The 23,412-nt window shown below is 71.5% G+C and carries 20 protein-coding genes and 1 pseudogene; 18 read left to right on the top strand and 3 right to left on the bottom strand.

The features are described 5' to 3' along the window. From AN216_RS18645 to nusB, 3 genes are all read left to right on the top strand, one after another. Positions 1–928 (top strand): M24 family metallopeptidase (locus AN216_RS18645; RefSeq protein ID WP_107402035.1); only part of this gene is annotated, 928 nt, incomplete at its 5' end. A 56-nt stretch (positions 929–984) separates the two neighbouring features. Further along, positions 985–1,551 carry an elongation factor P gene (gene efp, locus AN216_RS18640; protein ID WP_070197850.1) on the top strand — a complete coding sequence of 189 codons (567 nt, stop codon included), beginning with the start codon at positions 985–987 and terminating at the stop codon, positions 1,549–1,551. A 2-nt stretch (positions 1,552–1,553) separates the two neighbouring features. Beyond that, the gene (gene nusB / locus AN216_RS18635) at positions 1,554–1,979 is read left to right on the top strand and encodes a transcription antitermination factor NusB (RefSeq protein ID WP_070197849.1); all 426 of its coding nucleotides are present in this window, start codon (positions 1,554–1,556) and stop codon (positions 1,977–1,979) included. Between the two features lie 159 nt (positions 1,980–2,138). On the opposite strand, the gene bldD is transcribed toward nusB, so the two are convergent. Continuing rightward, positions 2,139–2,639 carry a transcriptional regulator BldD gene (bldD, locus tag AN216_RS18630; RefSeq protein WP_070197848.1) on the bottom strand — a complete coding sequence of 167 codons (501 nt, stop codon included), beginning with the start codon at positions 2,637–2,639 and terminating at the stop codon, positions 2,139–2,141. A gap of 283 nt (positions 2,640–2,922) precedes the next feature. On the opposite strand from bldD, the gene pyrR reads away from it, so the two are divergent. From pyrR to metK, 13 genes and pseudogenes are all read left to right on the top strand, one after another. Beyond that, complete coding sequence (gene pyrR, locus AN216_RS18625; RefSeq protein ID WP_070197847.1) at positions 2,923–3,525, top strand: bifunctional pyr operon transcriptional regulator/uracil phosphoribosyltransferase PyrR; 603 nt, start codon at positions 2,923–2,925, stop codon at positions 3,523–3,525. A 237-nt stretch (positions 3,526–3,762) separates the two neighbouring features. Continuing rightward, on the top strand, positions 3,763–4,761 hold the full coding sequence (locus tag AN216_RS18620) for an aspartate carbamoyltransferase catalytic subunit (RefSeq protein ID WP_070197846.1): 999 nt from the start codon (positions 3,763–3,765) through the stop codon (positions 4,759–4,761). A 122-nt stretch (positions 4,762–4,883) separates the two neighbouring features. After that, positions 4,884–6,170 (top strand): dihydroorotase, encoded by a 1,287-nt coding sequence (locus AN216_RS18615; protein ID WP_070197845.1) that lies wholly within the window; start codon positions 4,884–4,886, stop codon positions 6,168–6,170. Next, positions 6,167–6,703, top strand: a pseudogene (locus tag AN216_RS18610) (PH-like domain-containing protein); the annotation flags it as partial. The gene AN216_RS18615 and the pseudogene AN216_RS18610, both read left to right, overlap by 4 nt. A 161-nt stretch (positions 6,704–6,864) precedes the next feature. Further along, positions 6,865–8,061, top strand: coding sequence for a glutamine-hydrolyzing carbamoyl-phosphate synthase small subunit (carA, locus tag AN216_RS18605; protein ID WP_070197844.1), 1,197 nt, complete (start codon positions 6,865–6,867; stop codon positions 8,059–8,061). Beyond that, positions 8,054–11,377: a carbamoyl-phosphate synthase large subunit gene (carB, locus tag AN216_RS18600; RefSeq protein ID WP_070197843.1), complete on the top strand. Its 3,324-nt coding sequence runs from the start codon at positions 8,054–8,056 to the stop codon at positions 11,375–11,377. The genes carA and carB overlap by 8 nt, the downstream gene beginning before the upstream one ends. Before the next feature lie 73 nt (positions 11,378–11,450). Beyond that, positions 11,451–12,599, top strand: a complete 1,149-nt coding sequence (locus tag AN216_RS18595) for a quinone-dependent dihydroorotate dehydrogenase (RefSeq protein ID WP_070197842.1) — start codon at positions 11,451–11,453, stop codon at positions 12,597–12,599. After that, positions 12,596–13,504, top strand: a complete 909-nt coding sequence (pyrF, locus tag AN216_RS18590) for an orotidine-5'-phosphate decarboxylase (RefSeq protein WP_079166744.1) — start codon at positions 12,596–12,598, stop codon at positions 13,502–13,504. Before AN216_RS18595 ends, pyrF begins: the two co-directional genes overlap by 4 nt. 220 nt (positions 13,505–13,724) lie before the next feature. Next, a complete protein-coding gene (gene mihF, locus AN216_RS18585; RefSeq protein ID WP_070197841.1) occupies positions 13,725–14,048 on the top strand; it encodes an integration host factor, actinobacterial type in 324 nt (107 codons plus the stop codon). A gap of 230 nt (positions 14,049–14,278) precedes the next feature. Next, positions 14,279–14,875, top strand: a complete 597-nt coding sequence (gmk, locus tag AN216_RS18580) for a guanylate kinase (RefSeq protein ID WP_070197840.1) — start codon at positions 14,279–14,281, stop codon at positions 14,873–14,875. A gap of 31 nt (positions 14,876–14,906) precedes the next feature. Further along, positions 14,907–15,179: a DNA-directed RNA polymerase subunit omega gene (gene rpoZ, locus AN216_RS18575; protein ID WP_070197839.1), complete on the top strand. Its 273-nt coding sequence runs from the start codon at positions 14,907–14,909 to the stop codon at positions 15,177–15,179. 160 nt (positions 15,180–15,339) lie between these two features. Next, positions 15,340–16,578: a bifunctional phosphopantothenoylcysteine decarboxylase/phosphopantothenate--cysteine ligase CoaBC gene (gene coaBC, locus AN216_RS18570; RefSeq protein WP_070197838.1), complete on the top strand. Its 1,239-nt coding sequence runs from the start codon at positions 15,340–15,342 to the stop codon at positions 16,576–16,578. Between the two features lie 232 nt (positions 16,579–16,810). Continuing rightward, positions 16,811–18,019 (top strand): methionine adenosyltransferase, encoded by a 1,209-nt coding sequence (gene metK, locus AN216_RS18565; RefSeq protein WP_070197837.1) that lies wholly within the window; start codon positions 16,811–16,813, stop codon positions 18,017–18,019. Here metK and AN216_RS18560 read toward each other — a convergent pair. Next, entirely contained in the window at positions 17,938–18,792 is an 855-nt protein-coding gene (locus tag AN216_RS18560; RefSeq protein ID WP_070197836.1) for an HAD family hydrolase, read from the bottom strand. The genes metK and AN216_RS18560 overlap by 82 nt on opposite strands. Before the next feature lie 155 nt (positions 18,793–18,947). On the opposite strand from AN216_RS18560, the gene AN216_RS18555 reads away from it, so the two are divergent. After that, positions 18,948–21,143, top strand: a complete 2,196-nt coding sequence (locus AN216_RS18555) for a primosomal protein N' (protein WP_070197835.1) — start codon at positions 18,948–18,950, stop codon at positions 21,141–21,143. 245 nt (positions 21,144–21,388) lie between these two features. Here AN216_RS18555 and AN216_RS18550 read toward each other — a convergent pair whose 3' ends face one another. Continuing rightward, the gene (locus tag AN216_RS18550) at positions 21,389–22,015 is read right to left on the bottom strand and encodes a hypothetical protein (RefSeq protein WP_070197834.1); all 627 of its coding nucleotides are present in this window, start codon (positions 22,013–22,015) and stop codon (positions 21,389–21,391) included. Positions 22,016–22,395: 380 nt separating this feature from the next. Here AN216_RS18550 and fmt point away from each other — a divergent pair, with 380 nt between their 5' ends. Continuing rightward, complete coding sequence (gene fmt / locus AN216_RS18545; RefSeq protein ID WP_070197833.1) at positions 22,396–23,328, top strand: methionyl-tRNA formyltransferase; 933 nt, start codon at positions 22,396–22,398, stop codon at positions 23,326–23,328. The last annotated feature ends 84 nt before the right edge of the window (positions 23,329–23,412 follow it).

Below are 23,412 nucleotides of genomic sequence, written 5' to 3'. Positions count from 1 at the left end.
ATACCGGATGTTGGCCGCTCCGGTGGCGGACGACGGGCTGCGCCGGGACGGCGGTGGGGGTGGCGATCCGGCCCTGGCCGCCGCGCGATCCGCCGCCGCGCGGACGACCGGCGGGTGCACCCTGGCCGTGGAAGAACACCAGTTGACGGTCGACCGGTACCGCGCACTGGACGCGGCCGTGCCCACGCTTCAACTCATCGCCCTGGCATGCGCGGTCGAGGAACAGCGGGTGGTCAAGGACGAGGAGGAGATCGCCGCGCTGCGGGTCGCCGCCCAGGTCACCGATCAGGCTCTCGGCGAACTTCTGGAGTCGATCCTGGTGGGGCGCACGGAGCGGCATCTCGCCCTGGAGCTGGAGCGTCGACTGATCGACCACGGAGCCGAGGGCCCGGCGTTTCCCACCTCCGTCGCCACCGGCAGCCACGCCGGCATCCCGCACCACCAGCCCAGCGACCGACGTGTGGAGGAGGGCGACTTCCTCAGCGTCTGCCTCGGTGCCCGGTATCGCGGCTACCGCTGCCAGATCGGCCGCACCTTCGTGATCGGTTCCGCGCCGCAGAGTTGGCAGATCGAGTTGTACGACCTGGTGTTCGCGGCCCAGCGGGCGGGACGGGAGACCCTCGCCCCCGGTGTCGGATACCGCGATGTCGACCACGCGACTCGGCACGTGCTGGACGCGTCAGGGTACGCGGAAGGCTTGGGGGACTGTATGGGACACGGCGTGGGGCTGGAAATCCGCGAGGACCCTCGGCTGGCACCCGATGCCATGGGTAAGCTTGAGAGTCGTGTGCCGGTCACCGTCGAGCCGGGAGTACACCTCCCTGGCAGAGGCGGTGTTCGGATCGACGACACACTCGTCGTGCGCCCGCAGGCGGACGGCGGTCCAGAGCTACTCACCATCACGACCAAGGAGCTGCTCGCACTCTGACCAGGGGCTGCGGATCCCTGGCTCGCGCAGCAGCAGTTTCAGGAGATTCCGCAACCGTGGCTTCCACGAACGACCTCAAGAACGGCATGGTGCTCAAGCTCGACGGCGACCAACTCTGGTCCGTCGTGGAGTTCCAGCACGTCAAGCCCGGCAAGGGCCCCGCATTCGTCCGGACCAAGCTGAAGAACGTGCTGTCCGGAAAGACCGTGGACAAGACCTTCAACGCAGGCACCAAGGTCGAGACGGCCACCGTAGACCGACGCGAAATGCAGTTCTCGTACATGGACGGCGAGTTGTTCGTCTTCATGGACATGGACACCTACGACCAGATCCCCATCACGCCCGAGGTGGTGGGTGACATGGCCAACTACCTGGTCGAGGGCTTCACCGCCACCGTCGCGATGTACCAGGGCAACCCGCTCTCGGTCGAGTTGCCCGCGGCTGTGGAGCTGGTCATCGAGCACACCGAACCGGGCGTCCAGGGCGACCGGTCCACCGGCGGCTCCAAGCCGGCCAAGCTGGAGACGGGCTACGAGGTGGGGGTGCCCCTCTTCATGACCACCGGCGAGAAGATCAAGGTCGACACCCGGACCGGCGAGTATCTTGGCCGGGTGAACAGCTAACCGTGGCCGCTCGCAGCAAGGCGCGCAAACGCGCCTTCCAGATCCTCTTCGAGGCTGACCAGCGCGGTACCTCGGTGGCGGTCGTCCTCGCTGACTGGATACGGCACGCGCGGACGGATCAGCGCCAGCCGCCGGTCGGCGAGTTCACCATGCAGTTGGTGGAGGGGTACGCCGAGCACGCGGTGCGCATTGACGAGCTGTTGGCGACGTACGCGGTGGACTGGCCCCTCGACCGGATGCCGGCGGTGGACCGCTGTGTGCTGCGGCTCGGTGCCTACGAGCTGCTGTGGGAGGACGAGACCCCGGACGCGGTGGTGCTCGACGAGGCGGTGCAACTCACTAAGGAGTTCTCCACCGACGACTCTCCGTCGTTCGTGAACGGTCTGCTCGGCCGCCTGAAGGAGATGAAGCCCAGCCTGCGTCGGTGACGCGAGCAGCGGCGCGACCCTCGGTACGGCTCGGTACGCATCAGCGTGCCGAGCGCGGACCCGAGCCGGCCTGTTGCCAACCCGGGGCCCGGGCACCGGCTCGCTCAGCGAGTCGCGTGCCCGGGCCCCGCGGTTGCGCGGGTGGTGTGCCGAGCGACGTCAGGCGTCCTCGTGCGCCACCGCGCGGCGGGCGTCGGCGTCCAGGACGCCCCAGCTGATCAGCTGCTCGGTGAGAACCGACGGCGACTGGTCGTAGATGACGGCGAGAGTGCGGAGGTCGTCCTGGCGGATCGACAGCACCTTGCCGTTGTAGTCACCGCGCTGGCTCTGGATGGTGGCGGCGTACCGCTGGAGCGGCCCGGCCTTCTCCGGTGGTACGTGCGCCAGGCGCTCGAGGTCGAGCACGAGCTTCGGCGGTGGCTCCGCGGCGCCGCCGGGCGTGGTGCCCGGCAGCAGCTCCTGCACCGGAACGCCGTAGAAGTCCGCCAGCTCCGCGAGGCGCTGCACGGTCACGGCGCGGTCGCCGCGCTCGTACGAACCGACCACCACTGCCTTCCACCGGCCCTGGGACTTCTCCTCAACGCCGTGCAGAGACAGCCCCTGCTGAGTGCGGATGGCACGAAGCTTGGCTCCGAGCTGTTTGGCGTATTCGCTGGACATAAGGCTCCCCGGACGATTTCGTGGTAACTCACTGTGAGATTACGCAGCGTAATGTCCGCCGTCAAGCCGAACGCTGTCTCCTGCGTCCGATCAGGTTGCGAACGGCCCTCGACTTGCTGCGGCCGCCCTCCGGCCGCGGGCCGACGCACGGCCGGCCCCGGTTCTCCCCATGATGCGCGAACCCGGCCGAGGTCGCGCGGGGACGGCGCTGCTAACATCGGGTCTCGCAAGCCCGACGTCCTTTAACACCGTCCCGTGAGACGGCGAAGGGGGTCCGTTACGTATGGACAACGACAGGGGCGGCGACGCCCACCACAACCCGACCACCGATCCGCCCCGACCCGTGCTGGAGGGGCCGGACATCGCGCGGGTGCTCACCCGGATCGCACACGAGATCGTCGAGCGGGCCAAGGGCGCCGATGATGTGCTGCTGCTGGGCGTCCCCACCCGGGGCGTGTATCTCGCGCGCCGGCTGGCGGCCAAGCTGGACGAGATCACCGCGCGCAGCGTGCCGGTCGGTTCCCTCGACATCACCATGTATCGCGATGACCTGCGCCTGAAGCCGGCTCGGGCGCTGGCCCGTACGGACATCCCCACCGAGGGGGTGGACGGGCGACTCGTCGTGCTGGTCGACGATGTGCTGTTCTCCGGTCGCACCATCCGTGCCGCCCTCGACGCACTGGGTGACATCGGACGCCCCCGGGCGGTGCAGCTCGCGGTCCTCGTCGACCGCGGTCACCGGGAGCTGCCGATCCGGGCCGACTACGTCGGCAAGAACCTCCCCACCTCGCTCCGGGAGACGGTCAAGGTCCGACTGTCCGAGGAGGACGGCCGGGACGACGTGCTGCTCGGCAGCCGTGCGGCCGTCATCCCCGACGAGCGCTAGGCCCGTGTAGTTCGGATCGGCCGCGGGGACCGCTCCGGCGGCCCTCGCCCCTGATCCAGGGGATCCGAACGACACGGCCTAGACGACCCCGGGGCCGCGCCCAGGACCCGCCACCCGGGAGGCCGCAGTGTTGCGGCCGGCCGGACCGGCCCGCCGCGCCCGGCCGCGCGCCACACCCCGGGGCACGGCGGTTGCCGCCCGTACGACCGACCCCAACGCACCCACGTAAGGCATCAGATGCAGCGTCACCTCATCTCCGCCGACGACCTCACCAGGGACGACGCCGTGCTCGTCCTGGACACCGCCGAGGAGCTGGCCCAGGTAGCGGACCGTCCGGTCAAGAAGCTGCCCACACTGCGCGGACGTACTGTCGTCAACTTGTTCTTCGAGGACTCCACGCGGACCCGGATCTCCTTCGAGGCGGCGGCCAAGCGGTTGTCCGCCGACGTCATCAACTTCTCCGCCAAGGGCTCCTCCCTCTCGAAGGGCGAGTCGCTCAAGGACACCGCGCTCACGCTGGAGGCGATGGGCGCCGACGCGGTGATCATCCGGCACCATGACTCCGGAGCGCCCCATCGGCTGGCCACCTCCGGCTGGATCGGCGGGTCCGTCCTCAACGCCGGGGACGGCACGCACCAGCACCCCACGCAGGCGCTGCTCGACGCCTTCACCATGCGCCGCCGGCTGGCCCCCGGCACCGGCCACGACCTGTCCGGCCTGCACGTCACGGTGGTGGGGGACATCCTGCACAGCAGGGTCGCGCGTTCCAACGTGCAGCTGTTGAGCACCCTCGGTGCCCGGGTCACCCTCGTCGCTCCTCCCACGCTCGTACCGGTCGGGGTGGACGGCTGGCCCTGCGAGGTGAGCTACGACCTGGACGCCGTCCTCGGCCGCACGGACGCGGTGATGATGCTCCGCGTGCAGCGCGAACGGATGCGGGACGCGTACTTCCCCACCGAGCGGGAGTACGCGCGACGATACGGCCTGGACGGCGAGCGCATGGCCCGGATGCCCGAGCACGCGCTGGTGATGCACCCGGGCCCGATGAACCGTGGCATGGAGATCACCGCCGAGGTGGCCGACTCGGCCCGGTGCACCGCGGTGGAGCAGGTGACGAACGGCGTCAGCATCCGCATGGCCGTGCTGTACCTGCTGCTGGGCGGCAGCGAGCCCGCCACCCCGGCCGGGACGCTCCCCGGCACCGAGGGTCAGACCGCTCTCCGGGACGAGTCATGAGCGGCGCCCGGCGCCGAGGTACGCCCCGAGCGCCCGGCTCGGGACGTACCGAATCCGCGCCACCCGAATCCCAGCCCGCGGACCACCGGGCGAGCCGACCAGAACGCACAGGAGAGCCCGTTGTGACGAAGACCCTGATCCGTGGCGCCCGGATCCTCGGCGGCCAGCCACAGGACGTACTGATCGAGGACGGCGTCGTCGCGGAGGTGGGTTCCGGACTCGACGCGGTCGGCGCACGGACCGTCGACGGCGACGGGCAGATCCTGCTGCCCGGCCTCGTCGACCTGCACACGCACCTGCGCGAGCCGGGCCGGGAGGACGCCGAGACGGTCCGCACGGGCACCATGGCCGCGGCCCGGGGCGGCTTCACCGCGGTGCACGCCATGGCGAACACCTTCCCGGTCGCGGACACCGCCGGGGTCGTCGAGCAGGTGTGGCGGCTGGGCGCCGAGTACGGCTGGTGCGACGTCCAGCCCGTCGGCGCCGTCACCGTGGGGCTGGAGGGCCGGCAACTGGCCGAGTTGGGCGCCATGCACGACTCCGCGGCGGGCGTACGCGTCTTCTCGGACGACGGCAAGTGCGTCGACGACGCCGTGATCATGCGCCGTGCCCTGGAGTACGTGAAGGCGTTCGACGGCATCGTCGCGCAGCACGCGCAGGAACCGCGGCTGACCGAGCACGCGCAGATGAACGAGGGCACCGTCTCCGCGGCGCTCGGCCTGGGCGGCTGGCCGGCCGTCGCCGAGGAGTCGGTCATCGCCCGTGACGTGCTGCTCGCCGCGCATGTCGGCTCGCGTCTGCACGTCTGCCACGTGTCCACCGCCGGCTCGGTGGAGATCATCCGCTGGGCGAAGTCCAAGGGCTGGGCCGTCACTGCCGAGGTCACGCCGCATCACCTGCTTCTCACCGACGAACTCGTACGCTCCTGGGACCCGGTCTACAAGGTGAACCCCCCGCTGCGTACGGAGTACGACGTGACCGCGCTGCGGGAGGCTCTCGCGGACGGCACCATCGACTGCGTCGCCACCGACCACGCCCCGCACCCGCACGAGGACAAGGACTGCGAGTGGGGCGCCGCGGCGATGGGCATGCTGGGCCTGGAGACCGCGTTGTCCGTCGTACAGCGGACGATGGTGGACAGCGGACTGCTGGACTGGGCCCAGGTCGCGGACCGGATGTCGGCCCGGCCGGCCGCCATCGGACGGCTCGCCGGCCACGGCCGTCCCGTCTCGCCAGGCGAGCCCGCCAACCTGGTGCTGGTCGATCCGGCCTACCGTGGACAGGTGAACCCCGCGGACTTCGCCTCGCGCAGCCGTAACAGCCCCTACGCCGGACGTGCGCTGCCGGGACGGGTCACACACACCTTCCTGCGGGGAGTGGCAACGGTCATGGACGGAAAACTGGCGTGAAGCACCTCATCACACTCGCCGCCGAACGCAGGTCCCAGGAGGTCACCGACTGGGCCGAGCGCATCGGCTGGGTCATCGGACTGCTCCTGTTCGTCGTGTTGCTGTACTGGCTGATGCGCCAGGGCTGGAAGTGGCGCGGCACCCTCCAGGGCGACCTTCCGGAGCTGCCCGGTCCGCCGGCCGCGACCGGGCCCGTACGACTGCGTATGGCCGGGCGCTACCACGGGTCCACCACGGCCGGGCAGTGGCTGGACCGGGTGGTCGCTCAGGGCCTGGGCACCCGCAGCCGGGCGGAGCTCACCCTCACCGACGAGGGCGTGGACGTCCGGCGGCCGGGGGCCACGGACTTCTTCGTGCCACGGGCACGGCTGCGTGACGCGCGACTGGACACCGGGATCGCCGGCAAGGTGCTGACCGAGGGTGGACTGCTGGTGCTCACCTGGGAGCACGGCACCCGCCAGCTCGACTCCGGGTTCCGCTCGGATTACGCGGCGGAGCACTCCGAGTGGGTCACTGCCGTACGCGCTCTGCTCGCCGACGCGGCTGGCACCGCCGACGCGGCTGGCACCGCCGAGGCTTCCGAGGACGGTGGTGCGGCCCGCGAACCCGCCCCCTCCTCCGACGCCGGCGAGACCCTCGAATCCACGGCAGACGACACCGGTGTCGTCGCCCCGCACCATCAGGAAGGCGCACGATGACGACCGTCGCCCGAGCCGGCAGGACACCGGCACTGCTCGTCCTGGAGGACGGGCGTACGTTCCACGGCCACGCCTACGGGGCTCGTGGCGCCACCGTGGGTGAAGCGGTCTTCAACACCGGCATGACCGGCTACCAGGAGACCCTGACCGACCCCTCCTACCACCGCCAGGTAGTGGTCATGACGGCCCCGCACGTCGGCAACACCGGAGTCAACGACGAGGACCCGGAGTCCGCCCGCATCTGGGTGGCCGGATATGTCGTACGCGACCCCGCGCGCCGGCCGTCGAACTGGCGCGCGGTGCGCACGCTGGACGACGACCTCGCCGACCAGGGTGTCGTCGGGATCAGCGGCGTGGACACCCGGGCACTCACCCGGCATCTGCGTGAGCGGGGCGCCATGCGCGCCGGGATCTTCTCCGGGGCGGCGCTGGAGGAGGCCGCCGGCGGGCGGGGCGTCGACGAGTCCGCGCTGCTGGAACGGGTGCGTGCGGCGCCGGAGATGTCCGGCGCCGACCTGTGCGGAGAGGTCGCCACGAGCGAGTCGTACGTCGTCCCGGCGGTCGGCGAGCGCCGCTTCACCGTCGCGGCGATCGACCTGGGCATCAAGGGCATGACACCACGGCGGCTCGCGGAGCGTGGCGCCGAGGTGCACGTCCTGCCGGCCACCGCCACTCTGGCGGACATCGAGGCGGTCGCCCCGGACGGGGTGTTCTTCTCCAACGGTCCCGGTGACCCCGCTACAGCGGAGCACGCCGTCGAGCTGATGCGCGGCGTGTTGGACCGCCGGCTGCCGCTGTTCGGCATCTGCTTCGGCAACCAGATCCTGGGCCGCGCGCTCGGCTTCGGCACCTTCAAGCTGAAGTACGGCCACCGTGGCATCAACCAACCGGTCCAGGACCGCGCGACCGGCAAGGTCGAGATCACCGCGCACAACCACGGCTTCGCGGTGGACGCGCCTCTCCACGAGGCCAGCGACACCCCGTACGGCCGGGTCGAGGTCTCGCACGTGTGCCTCAACGACGACGTGGTGGAGGGCCTGCGGCTGCTGGACCGGCCCGGGTTCAGCGTCCAGTACCACCCCGAGGCGGCCGCCGGCCCGCACGACGCCGGCTACCTGTTCGACCGTTTCACCGCGCTCATGCAGGGCGGCTCCCCGCAGGGCGCATCTTCGTTGGAGGGCCAGCGTGCCTAAGCGCAGCGACATCCAGTCCGTCCTCGTCATCGGCTCCGGCCCGATCGTCATCGGGCAGGCAGCCGAGTTCGACTACTCCGGGACGCAGGCCTGCCGGGTCCTCAAGTCCGAGGGCCTGCGGGTGATCCTGGTCAACTCCAACCCGGCCACGATCATGACCGACCCGGAGATCGCCGACGCCACCTACGTCGAGCCGATCACCCCGGAGTTCGTGGAACGCATCATCGACCGGGAACGTCCGGACGCCCTGCTGCCGACCCTGGGCGGCCAGACCGCGCTCAACACCGCCATCGCGCTGCACGACGCCGGCACCCTGGACACGTACGACGTGGAGCTGATCGGCGCCCATGTCGAGGCGATCAACAAGGGTGAGGACCGCGACCAGTTCAAGGAGGTCGTGGCGGCGGTGGGGGCCCGGACCGGGCACGGCGAGTCCGCCCGCTCGGTGATCTGTCACACCATGGACGAGGTGCTGGCCGGCGTCGACGGCCTCGGCGGCTACCCCGTCGTCGTACGCCCCTCCTTCACGATGGGCGGCGCCGGCTCCGGCTTCGCGCACGACGAGGGCGAGCTGCGCCGTATCGCGGGGCAGGGCCTGACGCTCTCCCCGACCACCGAGGTGCTCCTGGAGGAGTCCATCCTCGGCTGGAAGGAGTACGAACTCGAGTTGATGCGGGACCGCAACGACAACGTGGTGGTCGTCTGCTCCATCGAGAACGTCGATCCGATGGGCGTGCACACCGGTGACTCCGTTACCGTCGCCCCGGCGATGACGCTCACCGACCGGGAGTACCAGCTGCTCCGGGACATCGGCATCGAGATCATCCGGGAGGTGGGCGTGGACACCGGCGGCTGCAACATCCAGTTCGCAGTCAACCCGGAGGACGGTCGCGTCGTCGTCATCGAGATGAACCCCCGGGTGTCCCGTTCCTCGGCACTGGCCTCGAAGGCCACCGGTTTCCCGATCGCGAAGATCGCGGCCCGGCTGGCCGTCGGATACACCCTGGACGAGATTCCGAACGACATCACGGAGCAGACCCCCGCGTCCTTCGAGCCAACCCTGGACTACGTGGTGGTCAAGGCACCACGGTTCGCCTTCGAGAAGTTCCCGGCGGCGGACTCCGGACTGACCACCACGATGAAGTCGGTCGGCGAGGCGATGGCCATCGGCCGTAACTTCCCGGAGGCGCTGAACAAGGCCCTGCGCTCGCTGGAGAAGATGGGCTCGCAGTTCGACTTCGTCGCCCCGCCGGGAGACCGGGACGTCCTGCTCGCCGAGGCCGCGCGGCCCACCGACGGCCGGATCAACACGGTGATGGCGGCGATCCGCGCGGGCGCCACGCCCGAGCAGGTCTTCGAGGCCACCCGGATCGATCCCTGGTTCGTCGACCAGCTCTTCGCCATCCGGGAGATCGCCGACGAGGTCGCCGAGGCACCGGAGCTGAGCGCTGACGTGCTGGCCGAGGCCAAACGGTACGGCCTGTCCGACGCCCAACTCGCCGACATCCGCGGCCTGCGCGAGGACGTCGTACGCGAGGTGCGGCACGCGCTGGGCGTACGCCCCGTCTACAAGACCGTGGACACCTGCGCCGCCGAGTTCGCCGCGCGCACGCCGTACTTCTACTCCTCCTACGACCAGGAGACCGAGGTGGCCCCCCGGCAGCGGCCGGCGGTGATCATCCTCGGCTCCGGCCCGAACCGCATCGGCCAGGGCATCGAGTTCGACTACTCCTGTGTGCACGCCTCGCTGGCGCTGAGTGCGGCCGGGTACGAGACGGTGATGGTCAACTGCAACCCGGAGACGGTCTCCACCGACTACGACACCTCCGACCGGCTCTACTTCGAGCCGCTGGACCTGGAGGACGTACTGGAGATCGTGCACGCCGAACAGCAGGCCGGTCCCCTGGCCGGCGTCCTCGTCCAGTTGGGCGGCCAGACGCCGCTCGGTCTGGCGCAGGCGCTCAAGGACGCCGGGGTACCGATCGTCGGCACCTCCCCGGAGGCGATCAATCTCGCCGAAGAGCGTGGCGCCTTCGGCCGGGTCCTCACGGAGGCGGGTCTCCCTGCTCCGAAGTACGGCACGGCCTACTCCTTCGAGGAGGCACGGAACATCGCCGCCTCGATCGGCTACCCGGTGATGGTCCGCCCCTCGTACGTCCTCGGCGGGCGAGGCATGGAGATCGTCTACGACGAGCAGTCGCTGCAGGAGTACCTCACCCGGCACGCCGGGCTGATCTCCGAACATCCCGTGCTCGTCGACCGCTTCCTGGACGACGCCATCGAGATCGACGTGGACGCGCTCTACGACGGTCACGAGCTGTACCTCGGCGGCGTCATGGAGCACATCGAGGAGGCCGGCATCCACTCCGGCGACTCCGCCTGCGCGTTGCCCCCGATCACGCTGGGCGGCTACGACGTGAAGCGGCTGCGCGCCTCCACCGCCGCGATCGCCGCCGGGGTTGGAGTGCGCGGGCTGATCAACATCCAGTTCGCGATGTCCGGCGACGTCCTGTACGTACTCGAGGCCAACCCGCGCGCCTCGCGCACGGTTCCGTTCACCTCGAAGGCCACGGCGGTGCCGCTGGCCAAGGCCGCCGCCCGGATCTCGCTGGGCGCCACGATCGCCGAACTGCGCGGCGAGGGCCTGCTGCCGGCGGCTGGCGACGGTGGCGACCTGCCGATGGACGCGCCGATCTCGGTCAAGGAGGCCGTCCTGCCCTGGACCCGCTTCCGGGACGTGCACGGTCGCGGCGTGGACACCGTGCTCGGCCCGGAGATGCGCTCCACCGGCGAGGTGATGGGCATCGACTCGGTGTTCGGCACGGCCTACGCCAAGTCGCAGTCCGCGGCGTACGGTCCGTTGCCCACCAAGGGCCGCGCGTTCGTCTCGGTCGCCAACCGGGACAAGCGCTCGATGATCTTCCCCGCGCGGGAGTTGGTGGCGATGGGCTTCGAACTGCTCGCCACCTCCGGCACCGCCGAGGTCCTGCGGCGCAACGGCATAGCGGCCACGGTGGTACGCAAGCAGAGCCAGGGCGAGGGCGAGCAGGGCGAACGGACCATCGTGCAACTGATCCACGACGGTCAGGTCGACCTGATCGTCAACACTCCGTACGGCACCGGTGGTCGGCTCGACGGCTACGACATCCGCACCGCCGCCGTGGCGCGTTCGGTGCCCTGCCTGACCACGGTGCAGGCGCTCGCCGCCGCCGTGCAGGGCATCGAGGCCCTGGGACGCGGTGAGGTCGGTGTCCGCTCCCTGCAGGAGCACGCCGAGCAACTGACGGTGGCGCGTGGCGCGGGGGAGCGGGTATGAGGCAGGCCGGGCGGGTGCGCCGGACCTACGGGCGCGGGCGGCCGTGCGCACTCGGACGCGGCGTGCTCGGGTCATGCGTGGTGGGGACGTGACGTACGCGCTGCTGTTCCGACTGCTGCTGTCCCGCATGGACCCGGAGGCCGCGCACCGGTTGGCGTTCCGGCTGATCCGGGCGACCGCGCGGGTGCCGGTGCTGCGTACCTTCGTGGCGGCCTTCCTCGCTCCGCGCTATCCGGAACTGCGCACTCACGCCCTGGGGTTGCGCATGCACGGACCGTTCGGGATGGCCGCCGGCTTCGACAAGAACGCAGAGGGCGTGGACGGCCTGGCCATGCTCGGCTTCGATCATGTCGAGGTGGGTACGGTCACGGCACGGGCGCAGCCCGGGAATCCTCCGACCAGGCTGTTCCGGCTCGCGGCCGACCGTGCGCTGATCAACCGGATGGGCTTCAACAACGAGGGCTCCGCCGCCGTCGCCGCCCGGCTCGCCCGCCGGAGCGCCGATCCCGCGTTCCGTACGACGGTCGGCGTCAACATCGGCAAGACCAAGCTCACCCCGGAGGCGGACGCGGTCGCCGACTACGTCACCTCGGCACGCCGGCTCGCCCCGTACGCGGACTACCTCGTGGTCAACGTGTCCTCGCCGAACACCCCCGGGCTGCGGGACCTGCAGGCGGTGGACCGGCTGCGTCCGCTGCTGGGTGCCGTACGGGAGGCCGCCGACCAGGCGGTGCCGGGGCGCCGGGTGCCGCTGCTGGTGAAGATCGCCCCGGACCTGGCGGACGCGGACATCGACGAGGTCGCCGACCTGGCCGTGGAGTCGGGCCTGGACGGGATCATCGCGACCAACACGACCATCAAGCGGGACGGCCTCAGCTCTTCCCCCTCGAGCGGCGGTGCCGAGGCGAGCACCGCGGGAGAGGCCGGCGGGCTGTCCGGCGCGCCGCTGCGGGAGCGCTCGCTGGAGGTGCTGCGGCGGTTGTACGCCCGGGTCGGCGATGATCTGGTGTTGGTCGGTGTCGGCGGCATCGCGGACGCCGAGGACGCCTGGCAGCGCATCCGTGCCGGTGCGACCCTCGTACAGGGCTACAGCGCGTTCGTGTACGCGGGTCCGCTCTGGTGCCGTGCGCTGCACCGTGGGTTGGTCGCGCGGCTACGGGCCAGCCCGTACGGCACGCTCGCCGACGCGGTCGGCACGGACCTCAGGAAGGCGGACACATGACACCGAAGCGGGACGGGAGCGTGCCGGTGGCGGACCCGGCGCCGGACCCCGCGCCGAAGGCGGCGCCGGCGGCAGCGACGGAGCCGTTCGGCGCCCGGTTGCGTCGCGCCATGGACGCACGCGGGCCGTTGTGCGTCGGCATCGATCCGCATCCGGAGCTGCTGGCCGACTGGGGACTGGGGGACGACGTCGCCGGCCTGGAACGCTTCTGTGGCACCGTGGTGGGCGCGCTCGCGGACCAGGTCGCGGTTCTCAAGCCGCAGTCGGCCTTCTTCGAACGGTTCGGCTGGCGGGGCGTGGCCGTGCTGGAGCGTACGGTCGCCGAGGCGCGGGGCGCCGGCGCGCTGGTGCTGCTGGACGTCAAGCGCGGGGACATCGGGTCAACCATGGCGGCGTACGCCGGCGCTTATCTGGACCCCGCGGCCCCGCTCTTCGCGGACGCGGTGACACTGAGCCCGTATCTGGGCGTCGGTTCGCTCGCGCCGGCCCTGGACGCCGCCCGGGCCGCGGGCGCCGGGGTGTTCGTGCTCGCGCTCACCTCCAATCCCGAGGGCGCCGCGGTGCAGCGGGCCCAGACCGCGGACGGCCGTACGGTCGCCGGGGCGGTGCTGGACGAGTTGTCCCGGCGGAACGCCGAGGCGGCGCCCCTGGGTTCGTTCGGCGCGGTGGTCGGCGCGACCGTGGACGATCCCGTGGACTCGCTCGCGATCAACGGCCCGTTGCTCGCCCCGGGGCTCGGGGCGCAGGGGGCCACTCCGGCGGATCTGGTGCGGGTGTTCGGGGGCGTGGTGGGGAACGTACTGCCCAGCGTGAGCCGGGACGTGCTGCGGGCCGGGCCGTCACCGGAGGGGCTGCGAGCGGCCGTACGGGACCGGACTACCGCGCTCCGGAAGGCCCTTGGCTGATGGATGGCCAGCACAACTGAGAAGTTTTGACCTTGAATGTCCGATTCGGTGGAGGCTGACCAGGACTTTTCCGCTGTTCTCGCTGACTCAGCGCCGCAGGACCGCTAGTCTCCGACAAGAGCGGCGTGAACAGCGCGTTGCTCATTGCTCCGCTGGTGGGGGGCCACTAGGTTCCTCACCGATCCGTATCCGACAGTTCGACATCCGAGGTGACGTAGGCGTGGCTCTTCCGCCCCTTACCCCTGAACAGCGCGCAGCCGCGCTCGAGAAGGCCGCCGCGGCTCGCCGGGAGCGCGCCGAGGTCAAGAATCGACTCAAGCACTCCGGCGCGACCCTGCACGAAGTCATCAAGCAGGGCCAGGAGAACGACGTCATCGGCAAGATGAAGGTCTCCGCACTGCTCGAGGCGCTGCCCGGCGTCGGCAAGGTCCGGGCCAAGCAGATCATGGAGCGGCTCGGCATCTCCGAGAGCCGCCGGGTGCGCGGTCTCGGCTCCAACCAGATCGCCGCGCTGGAGCGGGAGTTCGGCGGCGCCTCCGCGTAGAGGCCTTCGACGGCGGTCCGGCCGGCGTCGGTTCGACCGGTCGCGGTCCCTCCGGCGGTCCGTGCGTACGCGCGCGGCGTCGGCGACCGTCGGCCGGGGGGTCTGCTTCGGCGGTGGGGCCGCTCGTCGCGGCATGGCCTGACCGGCGCCGTGTGGCCGTCGCGGGGTTTCGGCCCGGAGTGGACCCGTCGCGGTTTCCGACTCGGCGCGGAAACCTGGATAATCGCTCCATGACTACCGCTGACTCCCGGGGGGCGACCCCCACATCCCCGGAAGGACGCACGCGACTGACCGTGCTCTCCGGCCCCTCAGGGGTCGGCAAGAGCACGGTCGTCGCTCATTTGCGCAAGGAGCATCCCGAGGTCTGGCTCTCCGTCTCCGTGACCACGCGCAGGCCCCGCCCCGGCGAACGACACGGTGTGCAGTACTTCTTCACCGAGAGCGAGGAGTTCGACAAGCTGATCGCCAATGGCGAGCTGCTGGAGTGGGCGGAGTTCGCCGGCAACCGCTACGGCACCCCGCGGCAGGCGGTGCTGGAGCGTCTGGAGGCGGGCGAGCCGGTGCTCCTCGAGATCGACCTGCAGGGTGCGCGACTGGTCCGTGAGTCCATGCCGGACGCGCGCCTGGTCTTCCTCGCCCCGCCCGACTGGGACGAACTCGTGCGGCGGCTCACCGGCCGGGGCACCGAGGCCCCGGAGGTCGTGGAGCGCCGGCTCGCCGCGGCCCGTACGGAGCTGGCCGCCGAGGCGGAGTTCGACACGACCCTGGTGAACACCTCCGTCGAAGAGGTCAGCGCGGAACTGCTAGCCTTGATGAACGTCAGTTGACTGGTCAACACCACCCTCCGGAAGGCAGAGCGTGTCCTCTTCCATCACGACGCCCGAGGGCATCATCAACCCTCCGATTGATGAGCTGCTCGAGGCCACCGACTCGAAGTACAGCCTGGTGATCTACGCGGCCAAGCGGGCCCGGCAGATCAACGCGTACTACTCCCAGCTGGGCGAGGGCCTGTTGGAGTACGTCGGCCCGCTCGTGGACACCCACGTGCACGAGAAGCCGCTCTCCATCTCGCTGCGCGAGATCAACGCGGGCATGCTGACCTCCGAGGCGGTGGAGGCACCACCGCAGTAACGCCCCGAAGCTCTGATTACGGGTCCGGCAGCGCGGCTGTCGGACCCGTGGTGTGTGATGGGGGAGTGCGACGGCACGCGAGCGCGTACGTCCACGGGCATCCGCACAACGACACGGACCGGTCGCCGGCGTGCGGCCGGGTGACCCAGGTGGAGAGACCGTGCAGAGACAGGGCACAGCACAGGCGGCGGACTCGGTCGGGCCCAGGGTGGTGTTGGGCGTCAGCGGCGGCATCGCCGCGTACAAGGCCTGCGAGCTGCTGCGCCGCTTCGTGGAGAGCGGGCACGAGGTGCGGGTCGTCCCCACCGACTCCGCGTTGCGGTTCGTGGGAGAGGCCACCTGGGCCGCGTTGTCCGGCCAGCCGGTGGCCACCGGGGTGTGGGAGAGCGTCGAGGACGTGCCGCACGTGCGTCTCGGCCAGGCCGCCGACCTGGTCGTGGTGGCGCCCGCGACCGCCGACCTGCTGGCGCGTGCCGCCCACGGCCTTGCCGACGACCTGCTGACCAACACCCTGCTGACCGCCCGCTGCCCGGTGCTCTTCGCGCCCGCGATGCACACGGAGATGTGGGAGCATCCGGCTACCCAGGAGAACGTCGCGACGCTGCGGCGCCGGGGCTGCGTCGTGCTCGAGCCGGCGGTGGGCCGGCTCACCGGCGCGGACACCGGGAAGGGCCGCTTCCCGGAGCCCGAGGGGATCTTCGCGGCCGGTCGCGCGGTGCTCTCCCGAGGGCCGGGCGCGCCGGCCGACCTCGCCGGGCGGCACGTGGTGATCAGTGCCGGAGGCACCCGGGAGCCCCTCGACCCCGTGCGGTTCCTCGGGAACCGTTCCTCCGGCCGACAGGGGTACGCCCTCGCCCGTACGGCGGCCGCACGCGGTGCCCGTGTGACTCTGGTGGCGGCCAACAGCGAGCTGCCCGAGCCAGCCGGCGTGGACGTGCTGCGGGTGGGCACGGCGACGCAGTTGCGGGACGCCGTACGGGACGCGGCGACGGATGCCGACGCGGTGGTGATGGCGGCGGCGGTGGCCGACTTCCGGCCCGCGGAGTACGCCTCGGGCAAGATCAAGAAACGGGAGGGCGAGGAGCAGGCGCCGATAACTCTCCGTAAGAATCCAGATATTCTGGCTGAGATTTCCGAGAATCGGGACAATTCACGCCAGATCGTGGTGGGTTTCGCCGCCGAGACCGATGACGCGCTCGTGAACGGTCGGGCGAAGCTCGCTCGCAAGGGCTGCGATCTTCTCGTCGTGAACGAGGTGGGCGAGCACAAGACCTTCGGATCGGACGAGAGCGAGGCCGTGATCCTGGACTCCGACGGGACGGTCACGCCGGTGCCCTTCGGGCCGAAGGAAGCGCTGGCCGACACGCTGTGGGACCTGGTCATACGTCGCTTCTCGTAGGGCGCGGAGGGGCTTTGTCGCCGATCGGACACAAGCTGACATCACCCGGTTTTTCCGGCTGCCCGGGGAAGGTGCCGAAAGGGGTTATGCAGGTCACAGTTGTGTCGGAGTTCGAGACGACATGATTGGATGCCCCTGGAGATGGATAAACTGGCCGCGGACCGTCCTTGGGCGCAGCCCCCGACCGGTCCGCCATGTTCAGCCAGCAGCCGCTGCAACCACAGGGAGCGATGTGTCCCGCCGCTTGTTCACCTCGGAATCAGTGACCGAGGGTCACCCTGACAAGATCGCTGACCAGGTCAGCGACACGATTCTCGACGCCCTCCTCAAGGAGGACCCGCACTCGCGGGTGGCCGTCGAAACGCTCATCACCACCGGCTTGGTGCACGTGGCCGGTGAGGTGACGACCAAGGCGTACGCGCCGATCTCCTCTCTCGTGCGCAACAAGATTCTCGACATCGGCTACGACTCCTCCAAGAAGGGCTTCGACGGCGCCTCCTGCGGCGTATCCGAGTCCATCGGCGCGCAGTCCCCGGACATCGCGCAGGGCGTCGACACGGCGTACGAGAAGCGCGTCGAAGGCGACGAGGACGAGCTCGACGAGCAGGGCGCGGGCGACCAGGGCCTGATGTTCGGCTACGCCAGCGACGAGACGCCGGAGCTGATGCCGCTGCCCATCATGATGGCGCAGCGCCTGTCCGAGCGGCTCTCCACGGTCCGCAAGAACGGCACCATTCCGTACCTGCGGCCGGACGGCAAGACGCAGGTCACCATCGAGTACGACGGTGACAAGCCGGTGCGCCTGGACACCGTCGTGGTGTCCTCGCAGCACGCCGCGGACATCGATCTCGACTCGCTGCTCGCGCCCGACATCCGGGAGTTCGTGGTCGAGCCGGAGATGAAGGCGCTGGTCGAGCGCGGCATCAACCTGGAGACCGACGGTTACCGGCTGCTGGTCAACCCGACCGGCCGCTTCGAGATCGGCGGCCCGATGGGCGACGCCGGACTCACCGGCCGGAAGATCATCATCGACACCTACGGCGGCATGGCGCGGCACGGCGGTGGCGCGTTCTCCGGCAAGGACCCGTCCAAGGTGGACCGTTCCGCCGCCTACGCCATGCGCTGGGTGGCGAAGAACGTGGTCGCCGCCGGGCTGGCCGGCCGGTGCGAGGTGCAGGTCGCGTACGCCATCGGCAAGGCCGAGCCGGTGGGTCTGTTCGTGGAGACCTTCGGCACGGCCAAGGCCGACGTCAGCAAGATCGAGAGCGCCATCTCGGAGGTCTTCGACCTGCGTCCGGCCGCGATTATCCGTGACCTCGACCTGCTGCGGCCGATCTACTCGCAGACCGCTGCGTACGGTCACTTCGGCCGGGAGCTGCCGGACTTCACCTGGGAGCGCACCGACCGGGTCGACGCGCTGCGGAAGGCCGTCGGCAAGTAACGAGCACGGCACCACCGCCTCGGGCCCGGTCCCTCCACGGGGGCCGGGCCCGAGGCATGCCCGTACTGGCAGCCTCGTGCGTCGCGGTGCTCCTGGCACCAGGCCGGCGAGCCGGAGCACCGCGTCAAGTCCCCGCGTCTGACCGGGAGCGGCGCCGGCCGGGAGCAGATGCGCCCGTAGCCCGGCGTGTACCGCGCCACCGTCCTTAGAGCGTCCGGCGGTAGGTGAGCGGCGTCGGCCGCCGACGCCCGGCGCCCGGCTGCGTTGTCGTCGGTCGACAGCGCCTCCCGGCTGCCTCCCTCCTCCGCCTTGTCGGACTTGGGCCTCGACGCCCTCCCCACGTCGCTGACCAGACCCAGCGCGACGCCAGCTTGTGTCAGTTGGCGCAGTACGGACTCGCTGTCGGCGTACGGCACCCAGTGTTCGGGAGTCCGCAGCTGTTCGTAGAGCACGTCCGCCACCGGCGCCAGCTCCGGGACCGAGGCGTACCACGTGGTGAAGGCGTGGCGATGAGCTTCGGCGGAGACGTCCCGGCCCTGCTGGGCGGCCACCACTCGGTGGTCCGACAGGCCGGTCTCGAGTCCGCCCAACAGCGCGTCCATCGTGGCCTCGTCCACCGGCCGCGCCAATGCCGAGCGTATCCGTTCCGCGTATGTCCCGATCTGGAACAACGTGCCGGAGAAGTCGAACAGTGCGGCCCGTACGGGAGCCGGTGTCCTCTCGGTGCCGACAACGGTACGGATCGGACCCTCGGGGCCATGAACGGGAAGCATCCGATCTTCCTACCGCACGCTCCGGAGAGCGACCAGGCCGTACGCCGGAGCGCCCCACCGCGACCGCGTCGGATCGAGCGCCGTGAGCCACCGGCCGCGAGGGCACTGACCGTCCCGTGCGGCGCTGTCAGTCGGCTCTGCTAAGACTTGCGGTAGTGAGCAGTGACAACGCCCAGGGCGACGAACGGTCAGAGCACTCCGGCGCGCAACCGCCGGAGCAGCTCGCGCTGCTGCGCGAGACCGTGCGCCGCCACCAGGAGCCGCGTGCCAGGCCGCGCACCTGGCGGGGCGCGGCACCGGCCCCCGAACTCCCCGTCGCGCGGGTGCTGGTGGACAAGACCCCACCGCACTTGGACCGGTACTTCGACTACGCGGTGCCGGCCGCCATGCACGAGGACGCCCAGCCGGGCGTGCGGGTGCGGGTACGGTTCGGTGCGGGCGAGCGGGACGGTCGCCGGGAGGGCGGCGGCCTGCGGAACGGCTTCATCGTGGAGCGAGTGGCACGAAGCGACTTCCCGGGCACGCTGGCCCCGCTGGCCCAGGTGCTCTCCACCGAGCGGGTGCTCACCCCGGAGCTGCTGCGGCTGTGCCGCGCGGTAGCCGACCGGTACGCCGGTTCGCTGGCCGACGTGGTCCAGCTGGCCGTACCACCCCGGATGGCGCGCGCTGAGCGGGCGTCTCGTACGGAGCCGGCGGAGCCCCCACGCATACCGGAGCCCGGCGGCTGGACCCGCTACCCGCACGGGTCGGCCTTCCTGCACGCACTCGCCGACGGCGACGCGCCCCGCGCCGTGTGGACGGCGCTGCCTGGCCCCGGGTGGCCGGAGGAGCTCGCCCGCGCCCTCGCGGCCACGCTGGCCGGTGGCCGGGGCGCGCTCGCGGTGCTGCCGGACGGTCGCGCCGCCGAGCGCGTCGACGCCGCGCTCACCATGCTGGTCGGCACCGGGCGGCACGTCCTGCTCACCGCCGACGCCGGCCGGGAGTCCCGGTACCGCCGCTGGCTGGCCGTTAGCAGAGGGGCCGTGCGGGGAGTGGTCGGCACCAGGGCCGCGATGTTCGCTCCGGTACGGGATCTCGGTCTCGCGGCCCTCTGGGATGACGGGGACGCCGCACACAGCGACGAGCACGCTCCCCGGCCACACGCCCGCGAGGTGTTGCTGCTGCGCGCGGCGCACGAGCGGGCCGGCCTGCTGCTGGGCGCGCACGCACGCACGGTGGAGGCGGCGCAACTGGTCGAGTCGGGCTGGGCCCGCCCGCTCACCGCGACCAGGGAAATGGTGCGCGCGGCGGCCCCCCGGGTGCGTACGGCCGAGGAGGCCGACGAGGCCAGGGACCCGGCGGCGCGTGCCGCCCGACTGCCCAGCGTGGCCTGGGAGACGGTGCGCGCGGCACTCGAGCACGGTCCGGTGCTGGTGCAGGTGCCGCGTCGGGGTTACGTGCCCCGGCTGGCCTGCCAACGCTGCCGGGCGCCCGCGCGCTGCGGCCACTGCCACGGGCCGTTGGAGGTGGTCGCCGCCGACGAGCCGCTGCGCTGCGGCTGGTGCGCCCGTACGACCACGAACTGGCGGTGCGCGGAGTGCGGTGGCGTGGGGCTGCGTGGCCAGGCGTTCGGCACCCGGCGCACGGCCGAGGAGTTGGGTCGGGCGTTCCCGTCCGTACCAGTGCGCACCTCCGGGCGGGACCGGGTGCTGGACGCCGTACCGGAGGGGCCCGCACTGGTGGTGTCGACGCCGGGCGCGGAGCCGCCGGCTCCGGACCCCGGTTACGCCGCGGCGCTCCTGCTGGACGGTTGGGCGTTGCTCGGCCGTGCCGATCTGCGGGCCGACGAGGAGGCGCTGCGACGCTGGATGGGCGCTGCGGCGCTGGTGCGTGGCCAGCGGGACGGCGGCACGGTCGTGCTGATGGCGGATCCCACGCTGCGACCGGTGCAGGCCCTGGTGCGCTGGGACCCGGCGGGGCACGCGGCCAGGGAACTGGCCGAGCGTGCGGAGTTGGGGTTCCCACCGGCCTCCCGGATGGCCGCCGTCAGCGGTCCTGTGGACTCCGTGGCCGGCTTCCTGCGGGAAGCGGAACTGCCCGCGGACGCGGAAACGCTCGGCCCGGTGCCGTTGGACCCCCGGGCACGGAACTCCCCGTGGCGCGGCGGTCGTACGAGTCCTAGCGCTCAGTCCGGCCCGGACGCCCAGGAGCGGGGCCGGCCTGGAGTAGGGGAGGAGCGTGCGCTGATCCGGGTCCCCGCGGGCCGGGGGGCCGCGCTCGCGGCGGCCCTGAAGGCCGCGCAGGCCCGGTGGTTGGCCGGTCGTGCCGGTGCTCCGGTGCGACTGCGCGTCGACCCGCCGGACATCGGCTGACGGCCCGGCACCGCGCCGGTCGGCGACCCGGTGAAGACGGCACTGGGGGCGAACCGCGGGTGGGAACAAGGGCGTTCGGCGGACGCCGGCGACGGATACGCGCCGGAGCCGGACTGGTGCTTCGGTGAGCGGGCCGGGGCGCGTACCGACCGCTCGCCGGGGCGGTACGCGCGGCCCGTCCGCCGCGCTGCCGGCCTCGCCACGGGATTCCGTCCTGAGGTCGCGCCCAGTCCACCGCGCCCGTCCTACCCGTTGCGGGGCCCGGGAAAGCTCCCCGGACGCGGCTCCTGACCCGACTGGGACCCAGTCCCGGGCCTGGACCGAGAGCCAGTCCCAGATCCGGAGGATGCGGACCCGGGACCAGCTCCGGGCCCGGACCCGGACCTTCCGGATACGGTGCGCGCGTTCGGCACCACCGGTGTGGCGCCGCCCGGTGGGGTGGAGACCCCGCGCGTGCTCGCGGTGGCCTCCGCGGCGTGCCGGGGCCCGCTCTCCGCCTCCCGCCGCTCGGCGGCGCCCCGAGAGGCGCGCCCGGCACCGTAACGTCGGTGCACCGCCTGCTTGGTGACGCCGAGGGCCGAGCCGACCGCGTCCCAGGAGAAGCCCAGCGAGCGGTCGAACTCCACGGCCGAGGTGACCAGCGTTTCCACGTTCTCACGGAGCTCTTGGGCGAGCCGCACGGTGGGAGCGGGCGCCCGTCCGTAGACGACGAAGCCCGCGGCGGGGCCACTGCGTCGGGGCCGGTATACGTTGCCCAGTTGTGAGGTCAGGGTGCGCAGCGAGTCCACCTGGCGGCGGACCCGCTCGATGTCTCGCACCAGCAGCTGCAGGCTGGCCCTCGCCTGGGCGTCGTGGGTTGCGTTGTCGGCCATGGAGAAGCCTCTCGAACCTGCGGTAACGGATGGAAGGGGGACGTACGAGCTGCGGTCCGGCAAGCGGCCCGCCTTCGGTCAATCCCTCTTGACCAACGCGTGACCGGCCCTTCTGGTCACGCCCGGGCGGTACGCCGCTGGCATCCGGACCGTGGCCGCGGGGGCCGTGGGCGTACGCCCGACGTGGGGCGGCGCGCTGCCGACGGCGCCGTGCGGGCGGTGCAGGTCGGGCGGTGCGGCCGGCTGTCGCGGGCGGTGACCGACCGTACCCGGTGCAGGTCCTAGACTGGGTCGCTGCGCAACTCGCGTAACCCGTGTCACCCGTCGCCAGCCCCACCGTTTCCCCGTTCCACCCGTTCGCGAGAGGTAGTTGCCCGCCGATGAGGCTTGTCTTCGCCGGGACCCCCGAGGTCGCCGTACCAGCCCTGGACGCCCTGCTCACCTCCGAGCGGCACGAGGTCGTGGCCGTCGTCACCCGTCCCGACGCTCCCGCCGGCCGGGGCAGGCACCTGATCGCCAGCCCCGTCGCCGAACGTGCCCAGGAAGCCGGGATCGAGGTGTTGCGCCCCGAGAAGCCGCGCGATCCGGACTTCCTGGCGCGGCTGCGCGAGATCGCCCCGGACTGCTGCCCGGTCGTCGCCTACGGCGCCCTGTTGCCCCCCGCGGCGCTGGATATTCCCGCACACGGCTGGGTCAACCTGCACTTCTCGCTGCTGCCCGCCTGGCGTGGCGCCGCTCCGGTACAGCACGCGGTGCTCGCCGGCGACGAGATGACCGGGGCCAGCACCTTCCAGATCGAGGAGGGCCTGGACTCCGGTCCGGTCTACGGCGTGGTCACCGAGGAGGTGCGGCACACCGACACCAGCGGTGACCTGTTGACCCGGCTGGCCTTCGCCGGCGGTGGCCTGTTGGCCGCGACCATGGACGGCATCGAGGACGGTTCGCTGCAGGCCGTACCGCAGAGCGAGGAGGGCGTCAGCTACGCCCCCAAGCTGGCCGTCGAGGACGCCAGCGTCGACTGGAACACCCCCGCTCTGCGCGTCGACCGGCTGGTACGCGGCTGCTCGCCGGCCCCCGGAGCGTGGACGACCTTCCGGGGGGAGCGGCTCAAGGTGCGTGCGGTGACGCTCGCCCCCGATCGGGTCGGGCAGGCGCCGGGCGAACTGCTCCCGGCGAAGAACGCCGTGTACGCCGGCACCGGTTCGCACGCCGTCGAGCTGCGGTGGGTGCAGCCGCAGGGCAAGAAGCCCATGCGGGCGGCGGACTGGGCGCGCGGCGCGCGGATCGCGGCGGGCGAGCGGCTGGGGCACTGACACCCCGGCCTCCCGGTCGCCGTCGATCAGTCCGGCCGGTCCGTACCACCCTTCCGCACGGCGTAGGCTCGCCCGTGCCCCCCG

It is taken from the genome of Streptomyces oceani (assembly GCF_001751245.1).
GTDB lineage: Bacteria > Actinomycetota > Actinomycetes > Streptomycetales > Streptomycetaceae > Streptomyces > Streptomyces oceani.
The sequence above is the reverse complement of the archived record's forward strand: the minus strand, read 5'-3'. Positions and strand labels throughout refer to the sequence as shown.